This is a genomic window from Psychrobacter aquaticus CMS 56 (assembly GCF_000471625.1).
Taxonomy (GTDB): Bacteria; Pseudomonadota; Gammaproteobacteria; order Pseudomonadales; family Moraxellaceae; genus Psychrobacter; species Psychrobacter aquaticus.
This window is the reverse complement of the sequence record NZ_AUSW01000015.1, coordinates 114,897-136,736: the sequence shown is the minus strand read 5'-3', so window position 1 is coordinate 136,736 and position 21,840 is coordinate 114,897. Positions and strand designations below refer to the sequence as shown.

At 36.9% G+C, this 21,840-nt stretch carries 16 protein-coding genes and 3 pseudogenes; 2 read left to right on the top strand and 17 right to left on the bottom strand.

Going from position 1 to position 21,840, the window contains the following annotated elements; translation table 11 throughout:
* Positions 1–101: 101 nt before the first annotated feature.
* The 4 genes and pseudogenes from M917_RS04270 to M917_RS14370 form a co-directional block, all read right to left on the bottom strand.
* Complete coding sequence (locus M917_RS04270) at positions 102–1,091, bottom strand: polysaccharide pyruvyl transferase family protein (RefSeq protein WP_021813542.1); 990 nt, start codon at positions 1,089–1,091, stop codon at positions 102–104.
* A 134-nt stretch (positions 1,092–1,225) separates the two neighbouring features.
* Positions 1,226–1,484: pseudogene (locus M917_RS14375) on the bottom strand (hypothetical protein); the annotation flags it as partial.
* Positions 1,485–1,534: 50 nt separating this feature from the next.
* A complete protein-coding gene (locus M917_RS14190; protein ID WP_040641892.1) occupies positions 1,535–2,485 on the bottom strand; it encodes a glycosyltransferase family 2 protein in 951 nt (316 codons plus the stop codon).
* Positions 2,486–2,593: 108 nt separating this feature from the next.
* Positions 2,594–2,873 (bottom strand): annotated as a pseudogene (locus M917_RS14370) (IS3-like element ISPar1 family transposase); the annotation flags it as partial.
* A 192-nt stretch (positions 2,874–3,065) separates the two neighbouring features.
* Here M917_RS14370 and M917_RS13685 point away from each other — a divergent pair.
* Entirely contained in the window at positions 3,066–4,046 is a 981-nt protein-coding gene (locus tag M917_RS13685; RefSeq protein WP_021813540.1) for a glycosyltransferase family 2 protein, read from the top strand.
* Positions 4,047–4,173: 127 nt separating this feature from the next.
* Positions 4,174–5,003 (top strand): annotated as a pseudogene (locus tag M917_RS04255) (DDE-type integrase/transposase/recombinase); the annotation flags it as partial.
* 271 nt (positions 5,004–5,274) lie between these two features.
* Here M917_RS04255 and M917_RS04250 read toward each other — a convergent pair.
* The 13 genes from M917_RS04250 to M917_RS04190 all read right to left on the bottom strand — a co-directional run bounded on the left by M917_RS04250 (position 5,275) and on the right by M917_RS04190 (position 21,838).
* Positions 5,275–6,726 (bottom strand): capsule assembly Wzi family protein, encoded by a 1,452-nt coding sequence (locus M917_RS04250; RefSeq protein ID WP_021813538.1) that lies wholly within the window; start codon positions 6,724–6,726, stop codon positions 5,275–5,277.
* Between the two features lie 38 nt (positions 6,727–6,764).
* A complete protein-coding gene (locus tag M917_RS04245) occupies positions 6,765–8,300 on the bottom strand; it encodes a hybrid nucleoside-diphosphate sugar epimerase/sugar transferase (RefSeq protein ID WP_021813537.1) in 1,536 nt (511 codons plus the stop codon).
* A gap of 25 nt (positions 8,301–8,325) precedes the next feature.
* Complete coding sequence (locus M917_RS04240) at positions 8,326–9,444, bottom strand: glycosyltransferase family 4 protein (RefSeq protein ID WP_021813536.1); 1,119 nt, start codon at positions 9,442–9,444, stop codon at positions 8,326–8,328.
* Positions 9,445–9,497: 53 nt separating this feature from the next.
* Positions 9,498–10,661 carry a hypothetical protein gene (locus M917_RS04235; protein ID WP_040641889.1) on the bottom strand — a complete coding sequence of 388 codons (1,164 nt, stop codon included), beginning with the start codon at positions 10,659–10,661 and terminating at the stop codon, positions 9,498–9,500.
* Between the two features lie 470 nt (positions 10,662–11,131).
* A complete protein-coding gene (locus M917_RS04230) occupies positions 11,132–12,250 on the bottom strand; it encodes a glycosyltransferase family 4 protein (RefSeq protein WP_021813534.1) in 1,119 nt (372 codons plus the stop codon).
* A 275-nt stretch (positions 12,251–12,525) separates the two neighbouring features.
* The gene (locus M917_RS04225) at positions 12,526–13,530 is read right to left on the bottom strand and encodes an ATP-grasp domain-containing protein (RefSeq protein WP_021813533.1); all 1,005 of its coding nucleotides are present in this window, start codon (positions 13,528–13,530) and stop codon (positions 12,526–12,528) included.
* Positions 13,531–13,656: 126 nt separating this feature from the next.
* Positions 13,657–15,150, bottom strand: a complete 1,494-nt coding sequence (locus tag M917_RS04220; protein ID WP_021813532.1) for a capsular polysaccharide export protein, LipB/KpsS family — start codon at positions 15,148–15,150, stop codon at positions 13,657–13,659.
* Positions 15,151–15,235: 85 nt separating this feature from the next.
* Complete coding sequence (locus M917_RS13680) at positions 15,236–15,871, bottom strand: glycosyltransferase family 2 protein (protein ID WP_021813531.1); 636 nt, start codon at positions 15,869–15,871, stop codon at positions 15,236–15,238.
* On the bottom strand, positions 15,853–16,929 hold the full coding sequence (locus M917_RS04210; RefSeq protein ID WP_021813530.1) for an N-acetylneuraminate synthase family protein: 1,077 nt from the start codon (positions 16,927–16,929) through the stop codon (positions 15,853–15,855). Before M917_RS04210 ends, M917_RS13680 begins: the two co-directional genes overlap by 19 nt.
* Positions 16,926–17,798 carry an SDR family oxidoreductase gene (locus tag M917_RS04205; protein ID WP_021813529.1) on the bottom strand — a complete coding sequence of 291 codons (873 nt, stop codon included), beginning with the start codon at positions 17,796–17,798 and terminating at the stop codon, positions 16,926–16,928. The genes M917_RS04210 and M917_RS04205 overlap by 4 nt, the downstream gene beginning before the upstream one ends.
* A 46-nt stretch (positions 17,799–17,844) precedes the next feature.
* The gene (gene pseF, locus M917_RS04200; RefSeq protein WP_021813528.1) at positions 17,845–18,552 is read right to left on the bottom strand and encodes a pseudaminic acid cytidylyltransferase; all 708 of its coding nucleotides are present in this window, start codon (positions 18,550–18,552) and stop codon (positions 17,845–17,847) included.
* A 173-nt stretch (positions 18,553–18,725) separates the two neighbouring features.
* The gene (gene pseB, locus M917_RS04195) at positions 18,726–19,724 is read right to left on the bottom strand and encodes a UDP-N-acetylglucosamine 4,6-dehydratase (inverting) (RefSeq protein WP_021813527.1); all 999 of its coding nucleotides are present in this window, start codon (positions 19,722–19,724) and stop codon (positions 18,726–18,728) included.
* Positions 19,725–20,038: 314 nt separating this feature from the next.
* Entirely contained in the window at positions 20,039–21,838 is a 1,800-nt protein-coding gene (locus M917_RS04190; protein ID WP_040641887.1) for an ABC transporter ATP-binding protein, read from the bottom strand.
* Between the last annotated feature and the right edge of the window lie 2 nt (positions 21,839–21,840).

Below are 21,840 nucleotides of genomic sequence, written 5' to 3'. Positions count from 1 at the left end.
TCTCGGGTATATTAATTGCGTTTGTTAGTCATACTATGTTCCTATTTTGGGTTAATATAACTGTTTAAACACTGTCCAATTTCATAAAGCCCCTACATAGGTCACTTTCTCTCTCTATTTAGGTATACTTTCAGGGATTCTAATATCCGCTCTTCACTATATAGTTTATCTGGTAAGCTCGCCTGTTCCGCTATCTCTTTGTAGTTAAGATTTTTAATTTCTTCCATTTTAACCCTGACATGTGACACTTGAGATTCATTTATAGTAGAGAAGAAATCCTTGAATTTAAAGTCCTCACCTCCCAAATTATTATCAAAAATCTCCAGCCATACCCACGGGATGTTGTAGGCCTGCGCAATTATAAGGCCATGTAATGAGGTGGAAATACATACAGATGATGAACTAATGGAATCTACAACAGTTTCTAGATCATTTTGCACATCTATAATTTTTAAATTATCTTTATCATTAATACATTCTAAAAAATGGGATTTATGTATGTAATGAGGGCAGATACCAATTTTTTGGGGACCACTTACTGTAGGCGTGTAAAATAATGGCAAGATCAGAGCAGGATCACCATAAGTGCTTTGATCAGGAACATTTATACCAGCTTCTAATAATTGTTTAGCAGTCTCTCGACCTCTGACAGACAGAATTTCTGGGTTATATTTTTTGAGTGCTTTCACTTGTTCATCTGTTGGCTTGTACATCAAACCACTACCCCATATAACCATATTTTTTCTATTGAGCAGTTGTATGATGCTACCAACAGTCATGATTCCAGGATACTGTAAGTTCTTAATATTTAAAACTGGTTTACCAGTTATCTTAGAAATTAAATATGGGCCAATAACATCACCAAAATTAGGCTTGCCGTCCCAATAAAATACTGGTATCAATCCTTGTATATTTTTACTTTTAGGATCAAAAAGAGCTGTATTATTTTCGAAGTAGAGCCTTATCGAAGAATCTTTATTCAAAAATCTATAAACCTTTACTCGCGCTTCTTTTGGAATGAGACTTTTTATTGTTGATTTAACAAGACTATTACGCTGTAGGGTATTCAGAAAAGAGCTTACATGTTTCATATTAATTTGCCAAAAAATGTCAGTGTAACAAGGAAAGGAAGGTAAAAATATTATTGACTATAAATTTAAACTATTGCTCAAAAGTAAGCCTGAATACAGCAAGTAAAAAAGTATGGGGCTGTAGTAGATAAGGGTTAAATAGCACACCATAGTCTCAGAGTTTTAAACTGATTAGATGGTGAGCCACAGTTAAACCTAAACTTGCACTCTTTTAAACTGATTCCAAGAGTTCTCGATGCCATTCATATGCTTGCTTTTACCAGCAGCACCTCGACCTCTTTTGTCTTTGCATATACTGCCAAAGTAACTTTTATCTAATTCTACTTCGCCATCGAAAAGCTCATCGGCTTCTACTGAAACATGGTGATCTATACCAAGTCTTATTTTATGATAAGTTTATTGCAAAAATATGCTGAGCAGGTCATCGTTTCTATATCACTTTTTTATTTTAAATTATTTTTTATCTTTTTTATTTTAGACTTATTTTTTAATAAATTAGAATGTATAGCAACAGCATAACGGAAACCAAATAAAACTGATAAGTATTTCGTCTTATTATTATAACCTTGCTTCTTATAACCTAATTTTCTAGCTCTTGAAAACCACTCATCTGATACTGACTCTAAGCCTTTAGCTTGAGCCACCCAAGCAGTTTTATAACAGAAGCGCCCCAATTCCATACGATATTTGTTTAAAGATTTATTCTCATTAATCCAATTTAGTATATTGGTATATATTACATTTGCAGCGAATATTCTATCCTCAATAGGAGCAGCGGTCACTCTATACACTGATTTATGTTGCCAATATGTACTATACCCTTGAGTGCTTATTGATAAGTTATCCGTACTCATTAGCCCTCTGACTACTATTTCTCCATCTTCGTTGTTCTTTAGCCTTTCATCCCATGTTCCTATTTCTATTACTTTCTCTGTTTTCCATAAGACACTACAGGTAGGCACATATTCAGTATTTAGCCAATGCAAAACCCAACCACTACTACTTAAACTTGGAGGTTGACGTAATTTACCTTGAGGAATGCTATCGCCATCCATTCTCCATGGTCCAAATGCCATATCAGCATTTTCTTTTTCTGCTGAATTTACTAAACCTATAATTAAGGATTCAGAAATAAAATCATCAGAGTCTATGAACATTACATATTTTGTCTCAACTTTACTCAACCCTAAGTTTCTCGCATGGGGAGCGCCTTTATTTTGTTCACATGAAATATGATTTATGCCGGGAAATTCTTTTAATACATCTCCAGTATTATCAAAGACCCCATCCTCTATAACAAATATATTTCTAGGAAGTACACCCGCCTCTAAAATAGACAATACTGTTCTAGATATTAGCTTTTCTGACCGATAGCTAGGTATTACTACTGACACATTTTCCAATATATACGCTCCCACAATTTTACAAAAATTATACTTTGATTTGATTTAATAGCGGCATTATCGCACGAAATCTGCCAACAGTGTGTCCTATTAGATTATCAGATATATATATTTAATAAGATCATTGATGGCTCCAGATCTTGTTTTATAGTCTTGGTGATACATCAGTTCATCCTTCAATATGCCCCTAAAGTTTTCTATTGGAGAGTTGTCGAAACAATTGCCTTTGCTGCTCATTGAGCCGGTACACGTATACGGTTTGATGATTTTATGGCTATAGGTACTGGCTGCCTCTGTCAAAGTGTAAAATTAGCCATTAGTTTGCCATTTTATTTTTGATGGCCATATTCAATGCTTCACAGAACAAATCAGCGGTCATGCCAGACAGATGAGACAATGGCAACCATCTGTTTGAGAGTATGACGTTTATTCTAACCCATGATTCTGCTTTTGCAAGAGGTTTACTACTGCCTATTAGGCCATCTACGACATTTATTATGCCCCTACACTGTTAATAATTGGCGTATTATATATAATAAACTTCTATCATTTTTAACGTAAGGCTACTTAAATGTTTAGTGTAGTTATACCTCTATATAACAAAGAAAAATATATCCTAAGAGCAGTAGAAAGTGTGCTTTCTCAAAATTTTGCAGACTTCGAGCTGATTATTGTAGATGATGGTTCAGTTGATGACAGTTTAGAGGTCATTAAAAGTATTTCAGATTCTAGAGTTAGAATAATACAGCAGACCAATCAAGGTGTGGGTTCCGCGAGAAATAAAGGAATGGCTGAAGCAAAGTATGATTGGATAGCCCTTCTTGATGCCGATGATGCCTGGTCTATCGACCATTTAAGTGAATTGTCCAAAATTATTAGTACTTTTTCATCTTTAGGAATGGTGGCGACTAAGGCTTTGAAGACAAATACAAATCCACCTGCTATCGATGATGCTAAGCCTGGCAATATTCGTCTTATAGATTATTTTCTAGAGGCTTCAAAAAAGCGAAGTCTGGTATGTAGCTCTTCTGTGGCCATAAGTAAAAAAGCCTTTGATAATATTGGTGGTTTCAGTGATAAAAAAAGGGGTGAAGACTTAGAATATTGGGTAAAGGTTGCACTAGCGTATCCAGTAGCAACATCCGACAAAGTAACCGCTTACTACTTCAGAGGTACTGGGGGCATTACGGAAAGCAAAGATGAGAGCAAGAAGAAACGTCAGCATATTTCGTCACTAAAAGACATATCACCACAGGTGAACGTAATATTAGAAAAGGCGATAAAAAACCCTGATATTCTCAAGGAGAATGGTATAAGAAGATATATTAATAGGAAAGTATTCAATGCAGTCATAGCAGCAACGTTGGAAGAAAATTTTTCTATAGCGAAAGGTTACGCTAAACTCGCTCTTCCCCAACCAGAGCCTAGATTTGTTTTCTTAAAACTCTATCAGAGGACACCTAACTTAATTTTTAGAAAAGTTAAAGTTGGTTTAGCTTTGAGAAGAGTTAAAGCTGAATATAGTAGCTATAAGACGAAAAAAAATGGATAGCTTGAGCAAAAAAATCTAAATGAACAAAAGACTTTTATCTTATTTAAAGACACAGGTAACTCCCCCAATAAATAAGAACACCTAGAAATAGAGATTAACTGCTAAAATATATCAGCAGGAGAATCCTATGAAAAAGACACGCTTTAATAGCAACCAGATGGTAGGCATCCTAAAACAAGCGAAGCAAGGCGTGCCTATTGCTGAGCTTTGCCGAAGATACATTTAAGTCCGATATCCTAGAGGATGCCATGATAAAAAAGTGGTAGCGCCCCAAAGGCGCAAAGCCTTTGCTTGTCATTATATTAAAGAGTTCAGTATTAGCATACGCTGTGCTTGCCCCATCTTTAACATCAGTGTGACTGTGACTTGCTGATAGAGCTGCCTACTAAGAATAAGAATTGGGGTTTTGGCTTATGCTTTTTAACCCGGTATAACGTGATGGGACTGAGATACAACCATAAGCGCGTATATCGTATCTATTGCGAGCTTCAATTGAATCTGAGAATCAAACCTAAACGCCGTATTCACTGCGTTAAACCAGTACCACTTGCTTTATCTGAAAGCATAAATTAAAGCTGAAGCATGGACTTCATGCATGATGCCTTGACCGATAGCCATACTTTTAGACTGTTGAATGTCATTAATAACTACAATCAAGAAGCCCTAACCATCGAAGTTGACTTCTCACTACCAACTCAAAGGGTTATACGTAGTCTAAATCAGTTCACTGAATGCCGAGGTAAGCCGATTCAGATAAGATGTGACAACGACCCTGAGTATATCAGCAACACTCTAAAAGAATGGGCAATAGAACAAGGTAGTATCTTAAGCTATATTAAGCCTGACAATCCGCAGCAAAATGCTTATGTGGAGCGTTACAATTGAACGATGCACTATGATTGATTGAACTAGGAGCTGTTTACTGTTTTAGAGCAAGTATCCCGACAAGCAGAGGACTAGTTATATCATTATGATTAAGAGCGCCTTAATCTGGGTAACAATGGTTTTACACCAATGTAGAAACTAACTCAGTCAGCTTAATTCTATTTATAAATTTTCTTATGGTTGGAATAATTACCCTGATATTATTAATTTCGAGATTGGTTTCTGTCTTTTGCAAGAGGTCTACTAAGTTACTTTAATTATGCTTAATAAAAAAGGAACTTGTCTATTAAACAAATTCCTTATTATCAAGCATTTAGTAATGCTTCGTACAACGAGGTGGATTTTAATAAGACTTAAACTCTAGGCCTACGCCTGCACCAATATCACTTGAACCCATATCTGAATCAACGCCCCACACACGAGTGGTCAACAAAGTTTGCGGATGCAACTGATGCGCCCACTCTACGTCAATCACTTTGAGCTTATCTTCAGTTGGAAATGCTTGATTGATAGAATCGTCTGCTTGGTTTACTTTGGCATATTGAAGCTTAACACGTAAAAAGTCACTATTATTGAGCCATACTTTGCTGCCAATTGAGAGACTTTCTGCATCACCGCCTAAAGAATGTCCTAGTGGATAGCCTTGTTGATAGTAGCCATCTGTATAAATAAAGTGATCATAGGAAATGCCTCGGACTTCACCGCTAGTACGTGTGTCTGCATATTCTGCATACAATTGGTACGGCATACCGTAAGCTTCAGAAGCATAGTCTGCGCCAGCGAGATACATATTTTTGGCTGGTAGGCCGCCCGCTTCATCCTCACCGACGTACTGAGCGTAAACACCAGCAGGTACTTTGACTAAAGGCATTAAGCTCAACCGTGCATCAAAACCACCAAGTTGGTTGGCAGGATCGTTGTCAGTATTGTTACCAGTAGATTCGTTATCTTTTGTTCCGAGTAAGGCATCACCAAAGGAGCTAAGACTATTTGGACGACCATCCCCACCCCACATAAAGGTTCGAGATGCCCCAACCTCTAGCCATTCCCATGGACTCGCCGTAAGACGCCCACCAAACAGTTTAGCGTCTGGTATAGCCTCATAATCATCCAATTGCCCAGCGAATAGCTGATACTGCCAAGGCCCTACCCAAGACAAGTATGGAGAAGTCGGTGCGCTTTGCTCATCACGCTGCATAGTAATACCAGCAACAGGACGACTGGCATCACCGCGAATGAGACTACCATCGTTACCAGGTCCCCACCATGTTGGTACCTGACCCGCTATTAACCATTGGTTGGCAGCAGTTCCTGCAACATATGAGCCCTCGAAGCTGATATCGTCATCGTTATCAACTAGGTCATCATTTTTTAAATTGGCTTGGAATTTCATCTCCCAGTTTTCTTCACTAAGACCTATTGCTGCAGAAAGCTGTTGTCCTGCTAGCTGATCATCTGCAAAAGTTTGCGGCAGTTGTTGACGGCTGGTTTGTAAGTACGCATCTACTTCTGCTTTGACCAAAGAATTAGGGTTTTGGGCAAGCGTAGTATGTACAGACTGTAAGATTTTTTGCTGGGTATCAGTCGTCACTTGAGCCGTTTTGAGTGCGTTTCTAATTTCATTAGCGGTTAATGGCCAAGTACTAGTGCTAATATGAGTGACGCCCTGAGCATTGAGCCAGTCAAGCTCCGACTTTAGCTTCATATCATTCATATATAGATTTTGTGCGGACGCCAACATGGACACTGATGATAAAACGCCAAAACCCAATAAAATGCTTAATTTCTTGTTCATGATAAATTACTTCCCAATAACCGAAATTATGTTTATTTTCATTTAATGGCGTCGCCACTACCTTTACCTAAAGCAGTATTCAGTATATAAGAAAAATAGTTTTTAAGGTTGATACTATCAATCATCTCTTTATCTTTTTTAGCCAAACGTTCAGGCGTAGACATGTCAATACCACTTAATTGAGCCAGACCCGTGATACCCGGTAAGACGTCATAAACCCTCATCTGTTCTCTCGCTTCTATGAGATCCTTTTGATTAAAAAGATTGGGGCGCGGACCTACCAAACTCATTTCACCTTTTAATACATTAATAAGTTGTGGTAGCTCATCTAGCTTTGTTTTACGTAGCACTTTACCTAGTTTCGTTATCGAAGTATTATCAACAAGGTGACTGGCAACAGACTCTGTCGTCACCTTCATAGTACGAAACTTAATCAGTTTAAATGGTTTTTGATCTTTACCTACCCGTTCTTGGATAAATAAAGGCGAGCCTGTATCCAAATAACCAATAGCGGTTGCCCCAATTAATAACGGTGACGCCACTATCAGACCTGTTGCTGAAAACATAATATCTAAAGGTCTCTGCAAAGTCATAGACTTAGGAGCCATTACATTTAATTTGTAGGATTTTGCAGCTTTTTGAATAGACTCGCTCGTAGAATACTTAGGTTTCCAGCCTAATAAGTTTTTAGCTTTACTAATATCGACTTGCAATGAGCCTGATAGTCTTTGAGCCACGCTCGACTTACCAAGTGTACCCGCTGCGGTATTAATCAACTTAGGAGGTATGTTTAACGCTTTATTTTTGACGCCCAAACCTTTTGATATTTCTTCTAATAAATCAGCTGTAGAAATATCATTGTCGTCAGATATTAGGAACACTTCATTCTTGGCGTCTTTATGCTCGATACAAGTAATAATAAAATCAACTAGATTATCTACAGAAACTAAGCTACGTAAGTTTTGCTTGATTCCTCCTATCGGGAGAGGAATACCTTTATAAGTCCACTTCATCAAAGAATGAAAGTTACCTTTTACATTTTCGCCATACACTAAAGTAGGACGAATAATAACAACTTCTAATGAGGTTGTTTCAGCAATCTTCAGTAAGCCTTGCTCAGCTTCATATTTAGAAACACCATAAGGATCGATAGGGTTTGGCTTAGAATCAGTAGTATAGGACTTTCCAAGCTCGGTCCCTTCGCCATTAACTTTGATCGAGCTGATAAATATGAAACGCTTAACCCTTGCCTCAACAGCTTGTCGAGCTAGATTCAAAGTTCCTTCTACATTGACCTTACGAAATTCAGCTAGAGGATCAGCAGATTTGTCATCCATCACATGCACGCGAGCAGCTGAATGAATAATAACATCGACACCTTCTAGTGCATCACTCCAATCAGTATCAGCGTTTAAATCGTTAACTTTGACAGTGTGTACCGCTGGCGTTTGCTCCTTAACTTTGCGTACGGCAATCGTTAAATCATAGTTCTCATCGGCTACAATACGCTGCTGCAGGGCACTCCCAACAAAACCAGTTGCACCTGTTAGAAGCAATTTATGTACATTACTCATTGATAGACATCCTCAATCAAAACTCTTAATTGGTTTGCTGATAAATAGATAGATGCTGGTCTACCACTTTTTCAATTGCAAATTCTCTCTCGGCTAGCTGTCGCCCAGCAACACCCATCTCTACTCGAAGCTTAGAGTCTGTCACTAGCTTTGCTATAGCATTCGCTAATTCAGTTGAATTTTTAACTGGAACTAGTAGACCTGTTTTGTTTGCTTCTATGGCATCCCGGCAACCAGGTACATTTGTCGTAATCACTGCTCTACCACACGCGGCAGCTTCAATCAAAACTTTAGGTAATCCTTCACGATAAGAAGGTAGCACTACAATATTGGAGTCTGTAAACACAGCAGACATATCCTTCTGATATCCTAAAACAACTAAATTAGGGATAGATTTCCAATCGTCGATATCTTTAGTGGTAACACTAGTACTATTACCTAAATCCAAATCTCCCACTATTTGGTAACTGGCTACGATGCCTTTTTCATTTAGTAGCTTAATAGCATCTACAAATTCTGCTATTCCTTTATCGAATAATAAACGTGCAGCGAAGGTTACTACAGGAGTACCACTGAGCCTTTCGGGAGAAGCTTCGAATGTAGTTAGATCTATCCCTGAACCACGTATGAGTATAGTTTGTTCTGCCTTAATAGCTTTTAAATCTATTAACAACTGCTCATCATCGGGATTTTGTAAGATAACGGTAGTTTTATTAGAACGTAACGCACAACGATAGAGCACCACACCCAAATTACGTTTTAATTCTGCCTTAAAACCTTCTGCTAAAAACAAAGTTCCTAACCCAGAAACGGCCGCGACTACCTTCTTAACTGGCGTAAAACGAGAAGCGATACCCCCATATATAACGGGCTTGATAGTAACTAGATGTAAAACATCTGGTTCAACCTCATTTATGAGCTTCCAAATACTCAATAGGCTAGTTAGTTCGCTTGGTAAACTGCTACCATTACGTGATAATGAGATCGGATGATGAATAAAACCTTTTTCTAAAATTTCTTGAACGGCCTCACCATCTCTAGTTGCTACATGCACAGTATACCCTTGCTCTTGAGCTGCTATAGCAATAGGCAAACGGTGAGATAAGAAAAACCAAGGTTCATTAACTATGTATAATATTTTCAATCTCTGTCCTTAGTCCTTTATTATAACCATTTTTATCTTAACGGCGTTTGCTGTCAAGCAACAGCACCTTTTTTAGGAAAAAGCTTCTTAATATTGCAATCAGCACATAAAAATAGTACATACATAACGATGAAAGCATAACGATAGCGTACTGCTGTACCATAATTTGCTACGACCAGTCCATAAACAGACATTGATAGAGCTAAAAACAATAGCCAAAATGCCAATCTATCTGGACTTTTTATCCAAGCTTGGCGAGTGATTAAAAATAGAATAACTAAAACAATTAAGTTCTCGAAAGACTGTATAAACTGTAGGGGGCTCGTTGCTTCCCAAGGCAAGGGTTTAGATAAGAAATAAAAACCTGAAGTCAAACCTTGAAGGACAAAATCGCCTACTCCTGATATCAGTTCAATATTTTTTGCATCCCCACCATCTTCCATAAACATGGAAACTCTATATTTATTAATTATGGGTAGCGCAATAGGAGCAGAAGCCAATAGTGAAACCAAACCAATAACGCCAATACTTAGAGCCTTAGTCAACCCCATACCTTTTTTTGCAACGTCAAACACAAAGTAAAGCAGGACTATTGGACCAACGATATAAAAATTTTGAATCTTAATGAGAGTTAGTGGCACCATACAAAGAATGCTTCTAAATATTTTTGATTCTCTAGCATACACTACTGCCATTATCATAAAAAACAGTATCAAGGTTTCTCTAAGGGTTAATGCCGAATATAGTGCCATACTTGGAAACAGTAAATAAAACCAAAGAGAAAATTTAGTAAAAACGTTCTTAGCATACAAAATAAAAAATAAAATAATATAAATAAAAGTATTATAAAAACCTAAACTAATTGGTGAGACAGGCGTTGGAAATGGCATGGCGGCGAAGAAAGCACTGGCTTGTTCTACGTTGTTTCCCTTGTCTCCACCTATTAACGCTTCAATCAATCCTAGCTCACCACTTCTTATAGCATTAACTCCACGCCAATATTTAAACTGATCAGGCATGTATGCTACTCGAAATAAGACATCATTCAATACAAAAGGTAAAAAACAATGCAAACTTAAAACAACCTTTTGAATTGAAGGAATTGCAAACTTGTAGCCGAGTATCATAATTACCAATAGGCAAATAAGAAGGCTAGGCAATTCAAATAATCTGATTCCTATAAATCCATGCGTGTATATCCAATTTAAATCAGTCACGTATTTTTCTCTATAGTTTTATAAATTTGCTAATTAATCTCGTCTTTATTTATAATATATTTATCTAAAAATAATACATTTAACTTAAAAAACGGAGATACAATGATTAGAATCAATATCCTAAAGTAGTCTAGATAAGTTATATGCCATTTAATCTAAACATAGAATTTCAGTCTTTAAGTGATTTTTCCCCGATCGATAAATTTTTTATTTTCATGTCAGAACAAAGCCATGCTTCTCTTTATTCTCTAATTTGAACTTTAATTGGGACGAACAATCATAAATTAAGTGACTATATTTTCATATATAACGCCAATTTTCTCTAATATGATTGCCTGAATAAACATACTAAAATTCAATTACATTACTCATATTAAGAACTCTTTTATGATAAAAAAATTCTTAGCTTAATTGTATAGGCTTTACTACATAATACTGACTCAGAACATTGAATCTACTGCAAACATAGTTTAATCATTGTTCCAAACTTTGTTGTATCTTAACACCATAGACTGAATGCTAAAATTTTCGTTAATATGAGTAGAGCAATCGTTTTTTAAACAATCCCACTCTTTATCATTAGACATAGTATCCATCATAGTGATGATACCTTCTGCTAACTCATTAGCATTACGAGGTTCGACCACAATACCATACTTATCTACTATTAATTTAGAATCACCAACGTTAGTTACTATGCATGGGGTACTACATGCCATAGCCTCAGCAACTACGTTAGGAAAACCTTCGCTAGTAGAGCTTAGTATATGAATATCCAGTGCATTCATAATATTTTGAATATCTGCTCTTTGGTCTAACAAGTGAACCTTATCTTTCAAACCGTATTTATTAATAATACTCAATAACTCAGTATTACTTTCATTTAAATCTCGGCCCACTAAGAGCAACTCGAACTGATATCCCTTTTTATCTACTATGCTTAAAGCGTGAATTAAATTTTTATGATCTTTTTGAGGGTTATATCTACCGACCATTCCTAATACTGGATATTGACCAATACCTAACGAATTTCTAGTTTCTATACGAGAATAATCGTCAGCTTTGAAAAGATCCAAATCATAGCCATTTTCGATGACTACTATTTTATTCTTACAATAACCTAACTTAATATGTTCCTCTACGGCTCTAGTAGAACATGAGACAATTTTAGAGGGGATGACACTACTTAGTTTGGAACATATATTTGCAATTTTTATTGTACTAGATTTAACATAACGTTCATCAAAACAACTTTGTCTGATATTCCAAAAAACTTTTTTAATGCCCAAACTTCTCGCAACAATACCACCTAGTAAATCCGCATGATACATCCAGGTTTGCACTACATCTGGACTTGCTTCTCTCAAATATTTATAAAGCTTTAAAACAGCTTGTATTGAGATTTTCCCTGATTTCATACCTAAACAGTGGACGACAAACCCTTGTTCAGATAATAGCGCTCCATATTTACCTTCGTCCATCATGGAGATTATCACATGCTCATTATCTTGATCATATGTCACTAAACGGTAAAGAACACCCTCGGCGCCTCCATTATCTAGACCTGTTATTATGTGTACTACTTTCATTATTAAACTCTCTTGTATTATTTATAAATAAATTTCTCTTTCTATGTTAAATAATACTCTTTATACCAATAAACAAAATTTAAAATGCAGTCCCCAATACTTGTTCCGGTTATACGTTTAAAGATTTTAAAATATTCTTACTCTTAACAGCAGGAACTAGCTTATTAAGCCACTCAATTGTTTCAGGAAAAATATCAGTGGTGGCTATTCATGAGGCCGGGCAAATATCATTGCATTAGAAAGTCCCACATACCCAGTTCCTACAATTGCTCATTTCATAACTTATCTTTATGAAGATCAGAAGAACGTAACTTCGTATTGATATAGTGATTTAGGGCATAGCCATAGTTTGCCTCTAGATCTTTACAATTTTCTTCTTTAAGCCACTCATTGTCTTTAAATACATATCTATATGACGCATTTAATAAAGTATAAGGACCAAAATTAGTACCTTGAAACTCTATCAAATGGCACCCTCTATCAGATTGGGCAATATCTAAAGACAAATACGGATTATCTAATGCTAAGGATATTTTTTTGGCATAGTCTAGAACTGCTTGCGATGGCTCAATAAACTCAAAATCCCCACTGCCACTCGCTCTAAAATCATTTTTTCTGATAGATCTTTTGAGTACGAAGTAACGATTTCCAAAAACTAATACCTTAAAATCGTGTTGTAAATTAGGAATAAAATCTTGCTCGACGAAAGGGTAAAATAGCTTTTTAGAGTAGCTATATATTTTATACTCAGAACGACTTAACTTAAACTTGCGTTGTGTATTGATTAATTTCCTTTTCAAAGCTTCATTAAGAAAGTCTTTTCGTATATTTTTAAGATCTTTCTTTTTCTTTACCAAGAAAACTCCTGAACTGCCAGCTCCTTGAGAGGTTTTTAACACCTTTGGAAAAGGCAAAGAATGATCGTCTACGTCAAATATATATCGACCGTTTAAATCTCCAATATTCTTATGTTTTTTTAATACTTCTTGAAAACCTTTATCTTCATGTGCCATTAATAACTCAAAGCTGGGTATTAGCTTAATTTTATCTTTCACGTAAAATAAAGAGTTTTTTAGAAATGTTCTGATATTTTCATCAGGGGAGGATGTATAAATTAAAATATCATCATTATTGAAAACAATATTCTCTATATCCAAGATTGATTTAACAATGACCTTAAAATCCAATTGAGATTTTATTTTTTCTAAATCTAGCATCTTCCAGCTCTGACCAGCACTGCCAAAAGCACCATTAGGAAGAGTAAGTAAATAAATAGTCATAATTCAACATTCCGATAGATTTTTTATTGTAGATACTATTTATACATCATATAAGATAGACCAAGACCATATACGAATCAATCTTTACAACAGGCGTCTTTTGTATACTATTAAATAACTATTAATCTAGATATTCGATTTCAATTCTAAAAATTTTACTATTCCATGAACAATATTGTCGACGGATTCAGCCATAGTGACATCTTCATTATTCAAATAAGACTTATAATGCTTTGCCCTTACAAATTTCTTTTCTAACTTTGCATGAAATCTCATCATTTCAGACTGACAATCTTTATCTTTTTGTTCTGATAATTGTCGCCATGCCTCTAAAATATCACTTTTGGTTTTTACTTTAAATACTCTAGGCATTCCTTCATACCAAGCTCTACCGAATACAAGAACTGGCGTACCTCTGATTGCACTTTCCCAACCAATTGTACCACTAATGGTGACCACTGCTTGTGCTTGATCTATTAACTCAAAGGGATCATGGCTCTCAGATACAAATTTTATGCGATCAGATATTTGAGAAATACGCCTATAAAAAAGTGAATTGCGGCCTGAAGCACTCTCTTGGTGAGAATAGAACTGAGACTTATGTTCTTTTACCAGAATAGTGGTATTTTCAGGTAACTGCTGATTTAATAACTGAATCATTAAAATCTGATCTGAATAAGTACCACCCGTTGGACATGATGTTTCTTCAGGTTGATAATGAAGAGCAACCAGTACAAAACTATTAGGCAACTCCTGTATTACAATATCGCTATAATCTTTCTTAATAGTCTCAACCATATTTTTACGTTTGAGCTGCATAGCATAAAACTTAAACCACGAATACTGCGTTTCGTTAGGCAAGAAGCCACTTTCCACCCAATAAGTATTGGGTGATGAAGTTAATAATTTGTAAGATTGACTGAGCTTTTTTGAGTAAGATAAGGATAATTTAGCATAGTCTTTTTTAGCATTAGCTTCGTGCTTGACCATATAATCTGGTACGGCTTTATTATAATCCTCATACACCTTGGTTATTTTTTCTTGAACTTCCTTTGAAGGTAATAAATACTCTATCCCGTCATCTGATGGCAATGGCATTTTTTCAATATCGTTAATCAAAATGCTGTTACTACCAAATGGAGTCAATTGAAACATTAAAAATTTTATGCTCTTCATCTTACACACAACGTAAAGTGCGTAATCAAACACCCTATGCGGTACAGAGGGAGAGATGACTATATCTATATTTCTCTGCTCAACAATATTGAACCAATAGCCTAATAGGTCACGAAAAAAATATAAACGTGTATTGAATGGAAAAGACTCTCCATCGGGATCAAGTCTGTCCATCATTTTTAACGCTACAAGCTCATAAGAAGATATCTCTTTAAGCTCTTGTTCGTCAAAAATGTATCGATCTGCTGCTGCTGGAAACCCTAAACCTTTCCAAGCATCATCTATTTGCTGTAAATGACAACTTTTCAAATTCGCTTTGATAAATTGTTTTTTATCGTTTTTCCAATGGACAATATAGGAGGGCTTTATATTAAACTGACAATCAAGTTGCTTGATAACACTTATCCAAGGTTGTGCTATCGCACATAAGTAAATTGCATTCATTATTTGATTACTCTTTGATTGGGTGTTTCATATAAGTACAGATATCATCCATTTACGTATATGAATAAAAACGAATGACAGCGAACTACACGCTCAGCGCCATCGCTCTTAATATCTTGAGATTGGCCTTTACTGAATTGCCAAACCGCGGCGCATCTTGCCTTGTACCGACCTGAAAAGGAATTTGAGCAATAGTAAGTTTTTGATGCGCGGCAAAGAGCATAAGTTCAGTACCAATAGAGCGATAGGAATCAAAATGTCCTAACCGTTTGTATGTCTCAATCGTATACCCTTTCATACCACATAAGGGGTCTTTTATTCCAAATCTTACACGCGTCAGCAGGGAAAATGCATGCTCACTGATACGTGGTTTGCTATCTCTGACACCTAAGACCACGTCAGCTCCCAGCTCAAGCTTATCAATAAATTTTTGAATAAGCTGTGGATTATGCTGTCCATCCGCATCTAACGTAATAATAAATTGGCAGCCTAACTCGTTGGCTTTAATGAAACCCGAGTCAAGTGCGCTATCGTACCCAAGATTTGTTGTATGAGTCACCACTATGGCGCCTGCCTCTTGTGCTAGTATGGCTGTCTCATCACTAGAACAATCATTGACAACAATAGGCTGACCGTACATCGATGCAGCCTTTACCACACCATATATGGTTGCCGACTCATTGTATGCGGGGATGACTAACCCTATTTTAGATCTATCCATCTGATGTGTTCTCCAGCTTTGACATCTCTAATGATAGTTTTGCCGATGATCTCATCCATAAGATACGGCGCAAGCCCATCTTCTGGACAAGGTCGCAATACTGTTAAATGCTCTTGACTTATCTGAGTACCTGCTGACAAATCAGGAATGACTCTTATAGAACGGCGCTGCACAATAGCCGTTTGTTTCTCATTGTCTTCGATTTTTTTTATGCCATTGCCTAACGCATTTTCAAGTTCTCTTGTTACATCTACCATCTCTTTCCACGACTTAGGATCCATCGAAAACTTATGGTCAGGCCCATCTATGTCATTGTTGTCGGTAAAATGCTTTTCAATCATCTTTGCGCCAAGAGTAATTGCGCCTAATACGGTCGCGTGACCCGGAGTATGGTCGCTTAGACCTAAGACCAAATCTGGGTACATCTCTTTAAATACGCGCAATACATTTAATTGAATGTATTTAAAGTTTTCTAAACTAGCAGTGTAATTAGTATTGCATTGCATCAAACAGAGTTGATCATTAATCTTTAATCCCGCTGAAACTGCCCTAATCACATCATCCATGGTAGAGGCACCACTTGCGATGATATAAGGTTTTTGCTTATTTGCGACATACTCGATCATCTCAGTCCATGTGATATCACCTGAGCCGATTTTATAAGCCGGTACATAAGGGTCGATATAATCAACCAAATCAAAACTGTAGGCGCTCGTAAAAAAAGCGACACCAGCTTTTTCACAAGTTTGTCTTAGGGTTTCAGTCCACTCTAAATTGATGCTGGCATCTTTATAAACATCAAAAACAGACTTTTTCCACTTCTCTTGGTGAGACATCTGGCTACCAATACTTTTAAACCCGTGATCACTTACGATACTATCGGCTTTGAAGTGCTGAAACTTAGCCGCATCAGCGCCCGCTTCTGCACAAAGGTAGATCAAGTCTTTGGCACGCTCAATGTTGCCATCATGGTTGGCACCGATATCGGCGATAAAATAAGCAGGATAACCTTCGCCAATTTTTTTGTCATTAATCGTCAACAGATTGTTCTTTTTCATTGTGTATATTCCTTTGCCACTTTTATGATTTCTTGATGTAAGTTCGGAAGCGTTATCGCTAGTGTTTGTTCAAATTTATCGACATTGAGTCGCATATCCTTGGGACGATAAGTCTTAATAACGTTCACATCATCGACACTGGCTCTTGTCATATGCTCTGTATCTAAGTCTAATGCCTGAGCAAATGCCAATGCAAAATCAGCCTTACTTAGTCCCTGTCTTGATCCTAAATTATAAACACCCGTAATATTTTGCTGCACAACCCGCATAATCATGTTGCAAAGCGTACTCATTGATAAGGGGCTAAAATACACATCATCAAAAACTTGGATGTTCTCGTTATTCGTTAAGGCGCGATAGAGCCAATCGGTAAAACTTACGCGCTGATCGGTTTTACTTTTACCAAAAAGATTGGTTCGTAAAATAGCGGCATCTATAGAGCCTGTGGCAAGCTCTCCTGCATATTTAGAGAATCCATAGTAGTTTTTTAAACTGACGCTGTCTTCTAAGTGTGGCCCTTGCCCATCATAGACCTGATCAGTTGAGATTTGCACCATCTGAATTTTATTGGATTGTTGATTGATCCAAGCTACCACATTTTCAACGACCCGAACATTTCCTAAATACGACTCATTAGGATTCTGCTCACAGTAATCAACGTTGGTCAAAGCTACAAGATTGATGATCACATCCGGCTTAATACGGTCTAAATAGTGTACAGTCTGGTCAAGCACACTTAAATCAGCATGATCTTCGTTGCTGCGACCAAAATGGCCGACAACCTCATATTGAGACAGGTATGCGTTGCTCAGAAGCTCACTCCCTAACAACCCATTTGCCCCTAAAACTAATACCTTTTTCTTTACCATAATTTTAAAACCTAAGAACGTCTATGAGCATTTAACACTTAGAAAATTACTGCTTATCTAAATTACCGTTTGCCGTTAAGGCTTGATATAAAAGCTCCGCCAAAATCCAATCATCTGGTGTATCAATATCTTGTACCAAATAACGAGGTAAAATATAAGGACTGGCAACTTCAGAAAGCACAGGTTTTAGCTGTTTAAAAGCATCGGCGCTACCCCAGTAAAACTGTCCTGCGTCATGATATGCTTCTTCTAAATCTTGTGAGCGTGTGTTGAACTGTTCAGGATTAAACATTTTTGCTCGTTTATTCTCAGTCAGTTTAAAAGCTCGTTGAATGGGCGCCGCGTAGTTGGTCGCTGTAAAACAATAATCGGCTTGACTGTTTTTAAACTGCTCATAAGCTTCAGTGATTATTTTGGGCTGTACAAAAGGTGCGGTTGCATATATACACATTATATCATCATAAGTTTCACCTTGAGATTCAAGGTATTCAATAGCATGCTTAGTTACTGGAATAGTGCCTGTAAAATCATCTGACAATTCCTGTGGTCTAATGAAAGGAACTTCTGCCCCATATTCTTTAGCAACTGCCGCTATCGCAGTATCATCTGTAGAAACGATCACTCGATCAAAACAACCACTTTGTAGAGCAGCTTCTATAGACCAGGCAATCATTGGCTTACCACAAAAAATTTTTATATTTTTTTGAGGTATGCGTTTGCTACCACCACGAGCGGGTATTATTGCAGCTCTCATAAGTTCCACCTACTAAATTTTAATACTTATTTACAAACTAATATGAAGACATATAATTTAAGGAAACTCTTATTAAATCATACATTTCTACTTTTAGACGTAATAAATCATGACTCTAGACCTCGTAACTAAGGTCTAGAATAGATAATACTGTTACAAGATACGTCTATAGCTTAAATTTTACCAATTTTTTCGCGATTGACATCAATCCACTCTTGCAGATCAGCGTCACTCATCCATTCTGGATTATTGTCACTGGCATAAACAAAACCTTCAGGAACGCGTTTGCCATCTTTGATTCGTGCTGGATCAGTTGCCCATTCATTTATCGTAGGCAGTATTTTAAAGTGCTCAGGGTACTCATAAGTATAATAAGCGTCTTCAGCACTGATCATTTGCTCATGTAATTTTTCGCCTGGGCGGATACCAATAACTTCTTGCCTCGCTTCTGGAGCAACTACTCGTGCCAAATCCGTCATTTTCATTGATGGTATCTTTTTAACATAAATCTCACCACCAACCATATCTTCAAAGGCGTGCCAAACCAACTCAACACCATCTTCTAACGAAATCATAAAACGTGTCATACGGTCATCAGTAATTGGTAACACACCTGTGTTTCTAATGGACATAAAGAATGGAATGACTGATCCACGAGAGCCCATGACATTACCATAGCGTACGACAGAAAATTTAGTGCCGTGCTCTCCAGAATAAGAGTTGGCTGCCACAAACAATTTATCAGAGGCAAGTTTAGTAGCACCATAAAGATTAATCGGGCTGCTGGCTTTATCAGTAGAGAGCGCGACAACACCCTTGATGCCCTTATCAATACAAGCATCAATTAAGTTCATTGCACCATCGATATTGGTCTTCACACATTCAAAAGGATTGTATTCAGCAGTGGGGACAATCTTGGTAGCAGCCGCATGAACGACGTAATCAACTCCGTCTAATGCGCGATATAACCGGTCTTTATCACGAACATCACCGATGAAGAAGCGAACTCTATCGTCACCGACAAATTTCTTAGCCATATCCCACTGCTTCATTTCATCACGTGAGAAGATAATCACTTTTTTGGGATTATACTTTGCAAGGACCATAGGGACAAAAGTATTGCCGAAAGAGCCGGTACCGCCAGTGATAAGAATAGTTTTATTGGTTAGCATGTAAGTAATATCCTTTAAGTCATAAATTAAAATAAAATTTTTTTAAATTACGAAAACTATTCCTAAAATTTTCTACGAATAGTATCGAAATATGTTGTTTGATCGGTAAGTATCGCAACCGATGCGAAACATTGAAAAGTAAAATAAGCTCTAATTTTAGAGTTGTAAGTCATTGTTTTAGAAAAACGTCCGCAGTTCTAAATTTTATTTTTTTTATTCTCAGGAAAAGATCTTTAGGAGATATTTTATATATGTGTACATATAATACTTATGTATCAGAGTATCCTATTAGTCTTTATGAGGTTAGTTAATTACTAAGCATGTTCGGCCATTTTTCTAAATTCTGGATTATTTTCAATAAGTTGCTCATAGGTACCCGAATCAACTATTTTTCCATGAGCCATTAGGTAGATAATGTCACATTTCTGAACCGTTTTTAGACGATGAGCGATCATAATGATAGTTTTTTGACCACTGAAATCATGTATGGCATCCATAACTATTTTTTCTGTGATACCATCCAGTGCACTGGTTGCTTCATCAAACACCAAAACATCTGCTTCATGATAAAGGGCTCTAGCGATACCAATACGTTGGCGCTGTCCGCCTGAAAGCTGCACACCACGCTCACCTACTTTTGTATTTATGCCATTAGGGAGTTCTTCAACCAGCCCGGTTAAATTAGCCAATTCTATGGCTTTATGAACTTGCTGTAGGTCAATATCCGCAGAAGGTAAACCAAAAGCAATATTTTCTGCAATAGTGCCCTCACTCAAAAAAATACTTTGTGGTACAAAGCCTAACGTATCTTGCCAAGCACGTTTGTTTTCAGGAGTAATGCAAGTATCATCCATATAAAAATGACCACTTTGCGGCGTTAACAAACCAAGCAATAAGTCTATTAAGGTAGATTTTCCAGAGCCAGATGACCCTACTAAACCAACCACACTATTAGCTGGAATAGTCAAACTAACACCATCTACAGCAGGTTTAGACTTGCCCGGATAACTAAATTTAATGTTGTCTAAAGTGATTTGTTTCTTTAACTCTGTGCGTATTGATAGTGCTTCTTTAATAACAGGTTTGTCCTGATTGATTGATTGTTCTAAGTCACCTTTGAGGGCGTCAAACGCCGCTGCACTTCCTTTAATTTGTGCCACACTCGCATAAATTTGTTGTAAGGCTGGAAGTAATTTAAATGCCGCTAGAGCATAAACAGCTAAGATTGGCAGTACTGCCCCTAAATTACCTTCATGTAACTTAATTAGGAGCAATACTAATCCAATCATAGAGCCGAAAGCTATCAATTCCATAATATAGCGAGGTACACTACTGATACCTGCATTGAAACCTACAGCACGAGCATAAATGGTACCGCTTTCTTCGAAACGTTTAACAAAATCATGGCTACGGTTGAGTAGTAAGACATCTTTAATACCCCCAAATCCTTCATTCATTAGTCTAAAACGATCAGTAGAAACTTGAGACAATTCGAGACCATTAATGGCTAGTTGTTTACGGACAAGCTTATATAGTAAGAAATAGGCTAAAGCGAATATTATTAAACCGACTATAGCGATAACAGGGTTATAAATTATGACACTTATTGCTATAAGAGTAGATAAAACCACCTTTGCATTCATTCGCATAAGTGGCTGTACTATTCCATTAGTTATGCGCATGGCTTCTGTAGATACCTGTTTAGTCAATTGGGCACTACTACCACTGGCATGAAACTGCCAATCTTCTCTCATATAATAAGCATAAAGGCGATCAGCAATTTCAATACCTACTCCAGCCCCATAAAGTGATAGTTTCCAAGTCGTATACGTAGAAACTATGGTAGAGACCGTTAAGGCAATAAGAACCAGCAAACCCGTATAGAACACAAAATCCATAGGATTCGTCAAACCAGACATTTGATATAATTTGGCAAAAAGGTTGTCTTTTTCTAGTATAGAAATATCACCCACTAGAGCCATAAAAGGCGCTATAGACGCAATACCTAGCAGCTCAGTAAAAGCCATAAGAACGACAAGAACCTGCAATATATAAAACTGTCTAACCTGCTGCGGTGAAAGCAATGCGAAAAGCTGCTTTATCATTTTAAACATAT

Excerpts from the sequence above, each read along its gene's own strand:
- M917_RS04270 (WP_021813542.1), bottom strand. The coding sequence starts at position 1,091 with ATGAAACATGTAAGCTCTTTTCTGAATACCCTACAGCGTAATAGTCTT.
- M917_RS13685 (WP_021813540.1), top strand. The coding sequence starts at position 3,066 with ATGTTTAGTGTAGTTATACCTCTATATAACAAAGAAAAATATATCCTA.
- M917_RS04250 (WP_021813538.1), bottom strand. The coding sequence starts at position 6,726 with ATGAACAAGAAATTAAGCATTTTATTGGGTTTTGGCGTTTTATCATCA.
- M917_RS04245 (WP_021813537.1), bottom strand. The coding sequence starts at position 8,300 with ATGAGTAATGTACATAAATTGCTTCTAACAGGTGCAACTGGTTTTGTT.
- M917_RS04230 (WP_021813534.1), bottom strand. The coding sequence starts at position 12,250 with ATGAAAGTAGTACACATAATAACAGGTCTAGATAATGGAGGCGCCGAG.
- M917_RS04225 (WP_021813533.1), bottom strand. The coding sequence starts at position 13,530 with ATGACTATTTATTTACTTACTCTTCCTAATGGTGCTTTTGGCAGTGCT.
- M917_RS04220 (WP_021813532.1), bottom strand. The coding sequence starts at position 15,150 with ATGAATGCAATTTACTTATGTGCGATAGCACAACCTTGGATAAGTGTT.
- M917_RS13680 (WP_021813531.1), bottom strand. The coding sequence starts at position 15,871 with ATGGATAGATCTAAAATAGGGTTAGTCATCCCCGCATACAATGAGTCG.
- M917_RS04210 (WP_021813530.1), bottom strand. The coding sequence starts at position 16,929 with ATGAAAAAGAACAATCTGTTGACGATTAATGACAAAAAAATTGGCGAA.
- M917_RS04205 (WP_021813529.1), bottom strand. The coding sequence starts at position 17,798 with ATGGTAAAGAAAAAGGTATTAGTTTTAGGGGCAAATGGGTTGTTAGGG.
- pseF (WP_021813528.1), bottom strand. The coding sequence starts at position 18,552 with ATGAGAGCTGCAATAATACCCGCTCGTGGTGGTAGCAAACGCATACCT.
- pseB (WP_021813527.1), bottom strand. The coding sequence starts at position 19,724 with ATGCTAACCAATAAAACTATTCTTATCACTGGCGGTACCGGCTCTTTC.
- M917_RS04190 (WP_040641887.1), bottom strand. The coding sequence starts at position 21,838 with ATGTTTAAAATGATAAAGCAGCTTTTCGCATTGCTTTCACCGCAGCAG.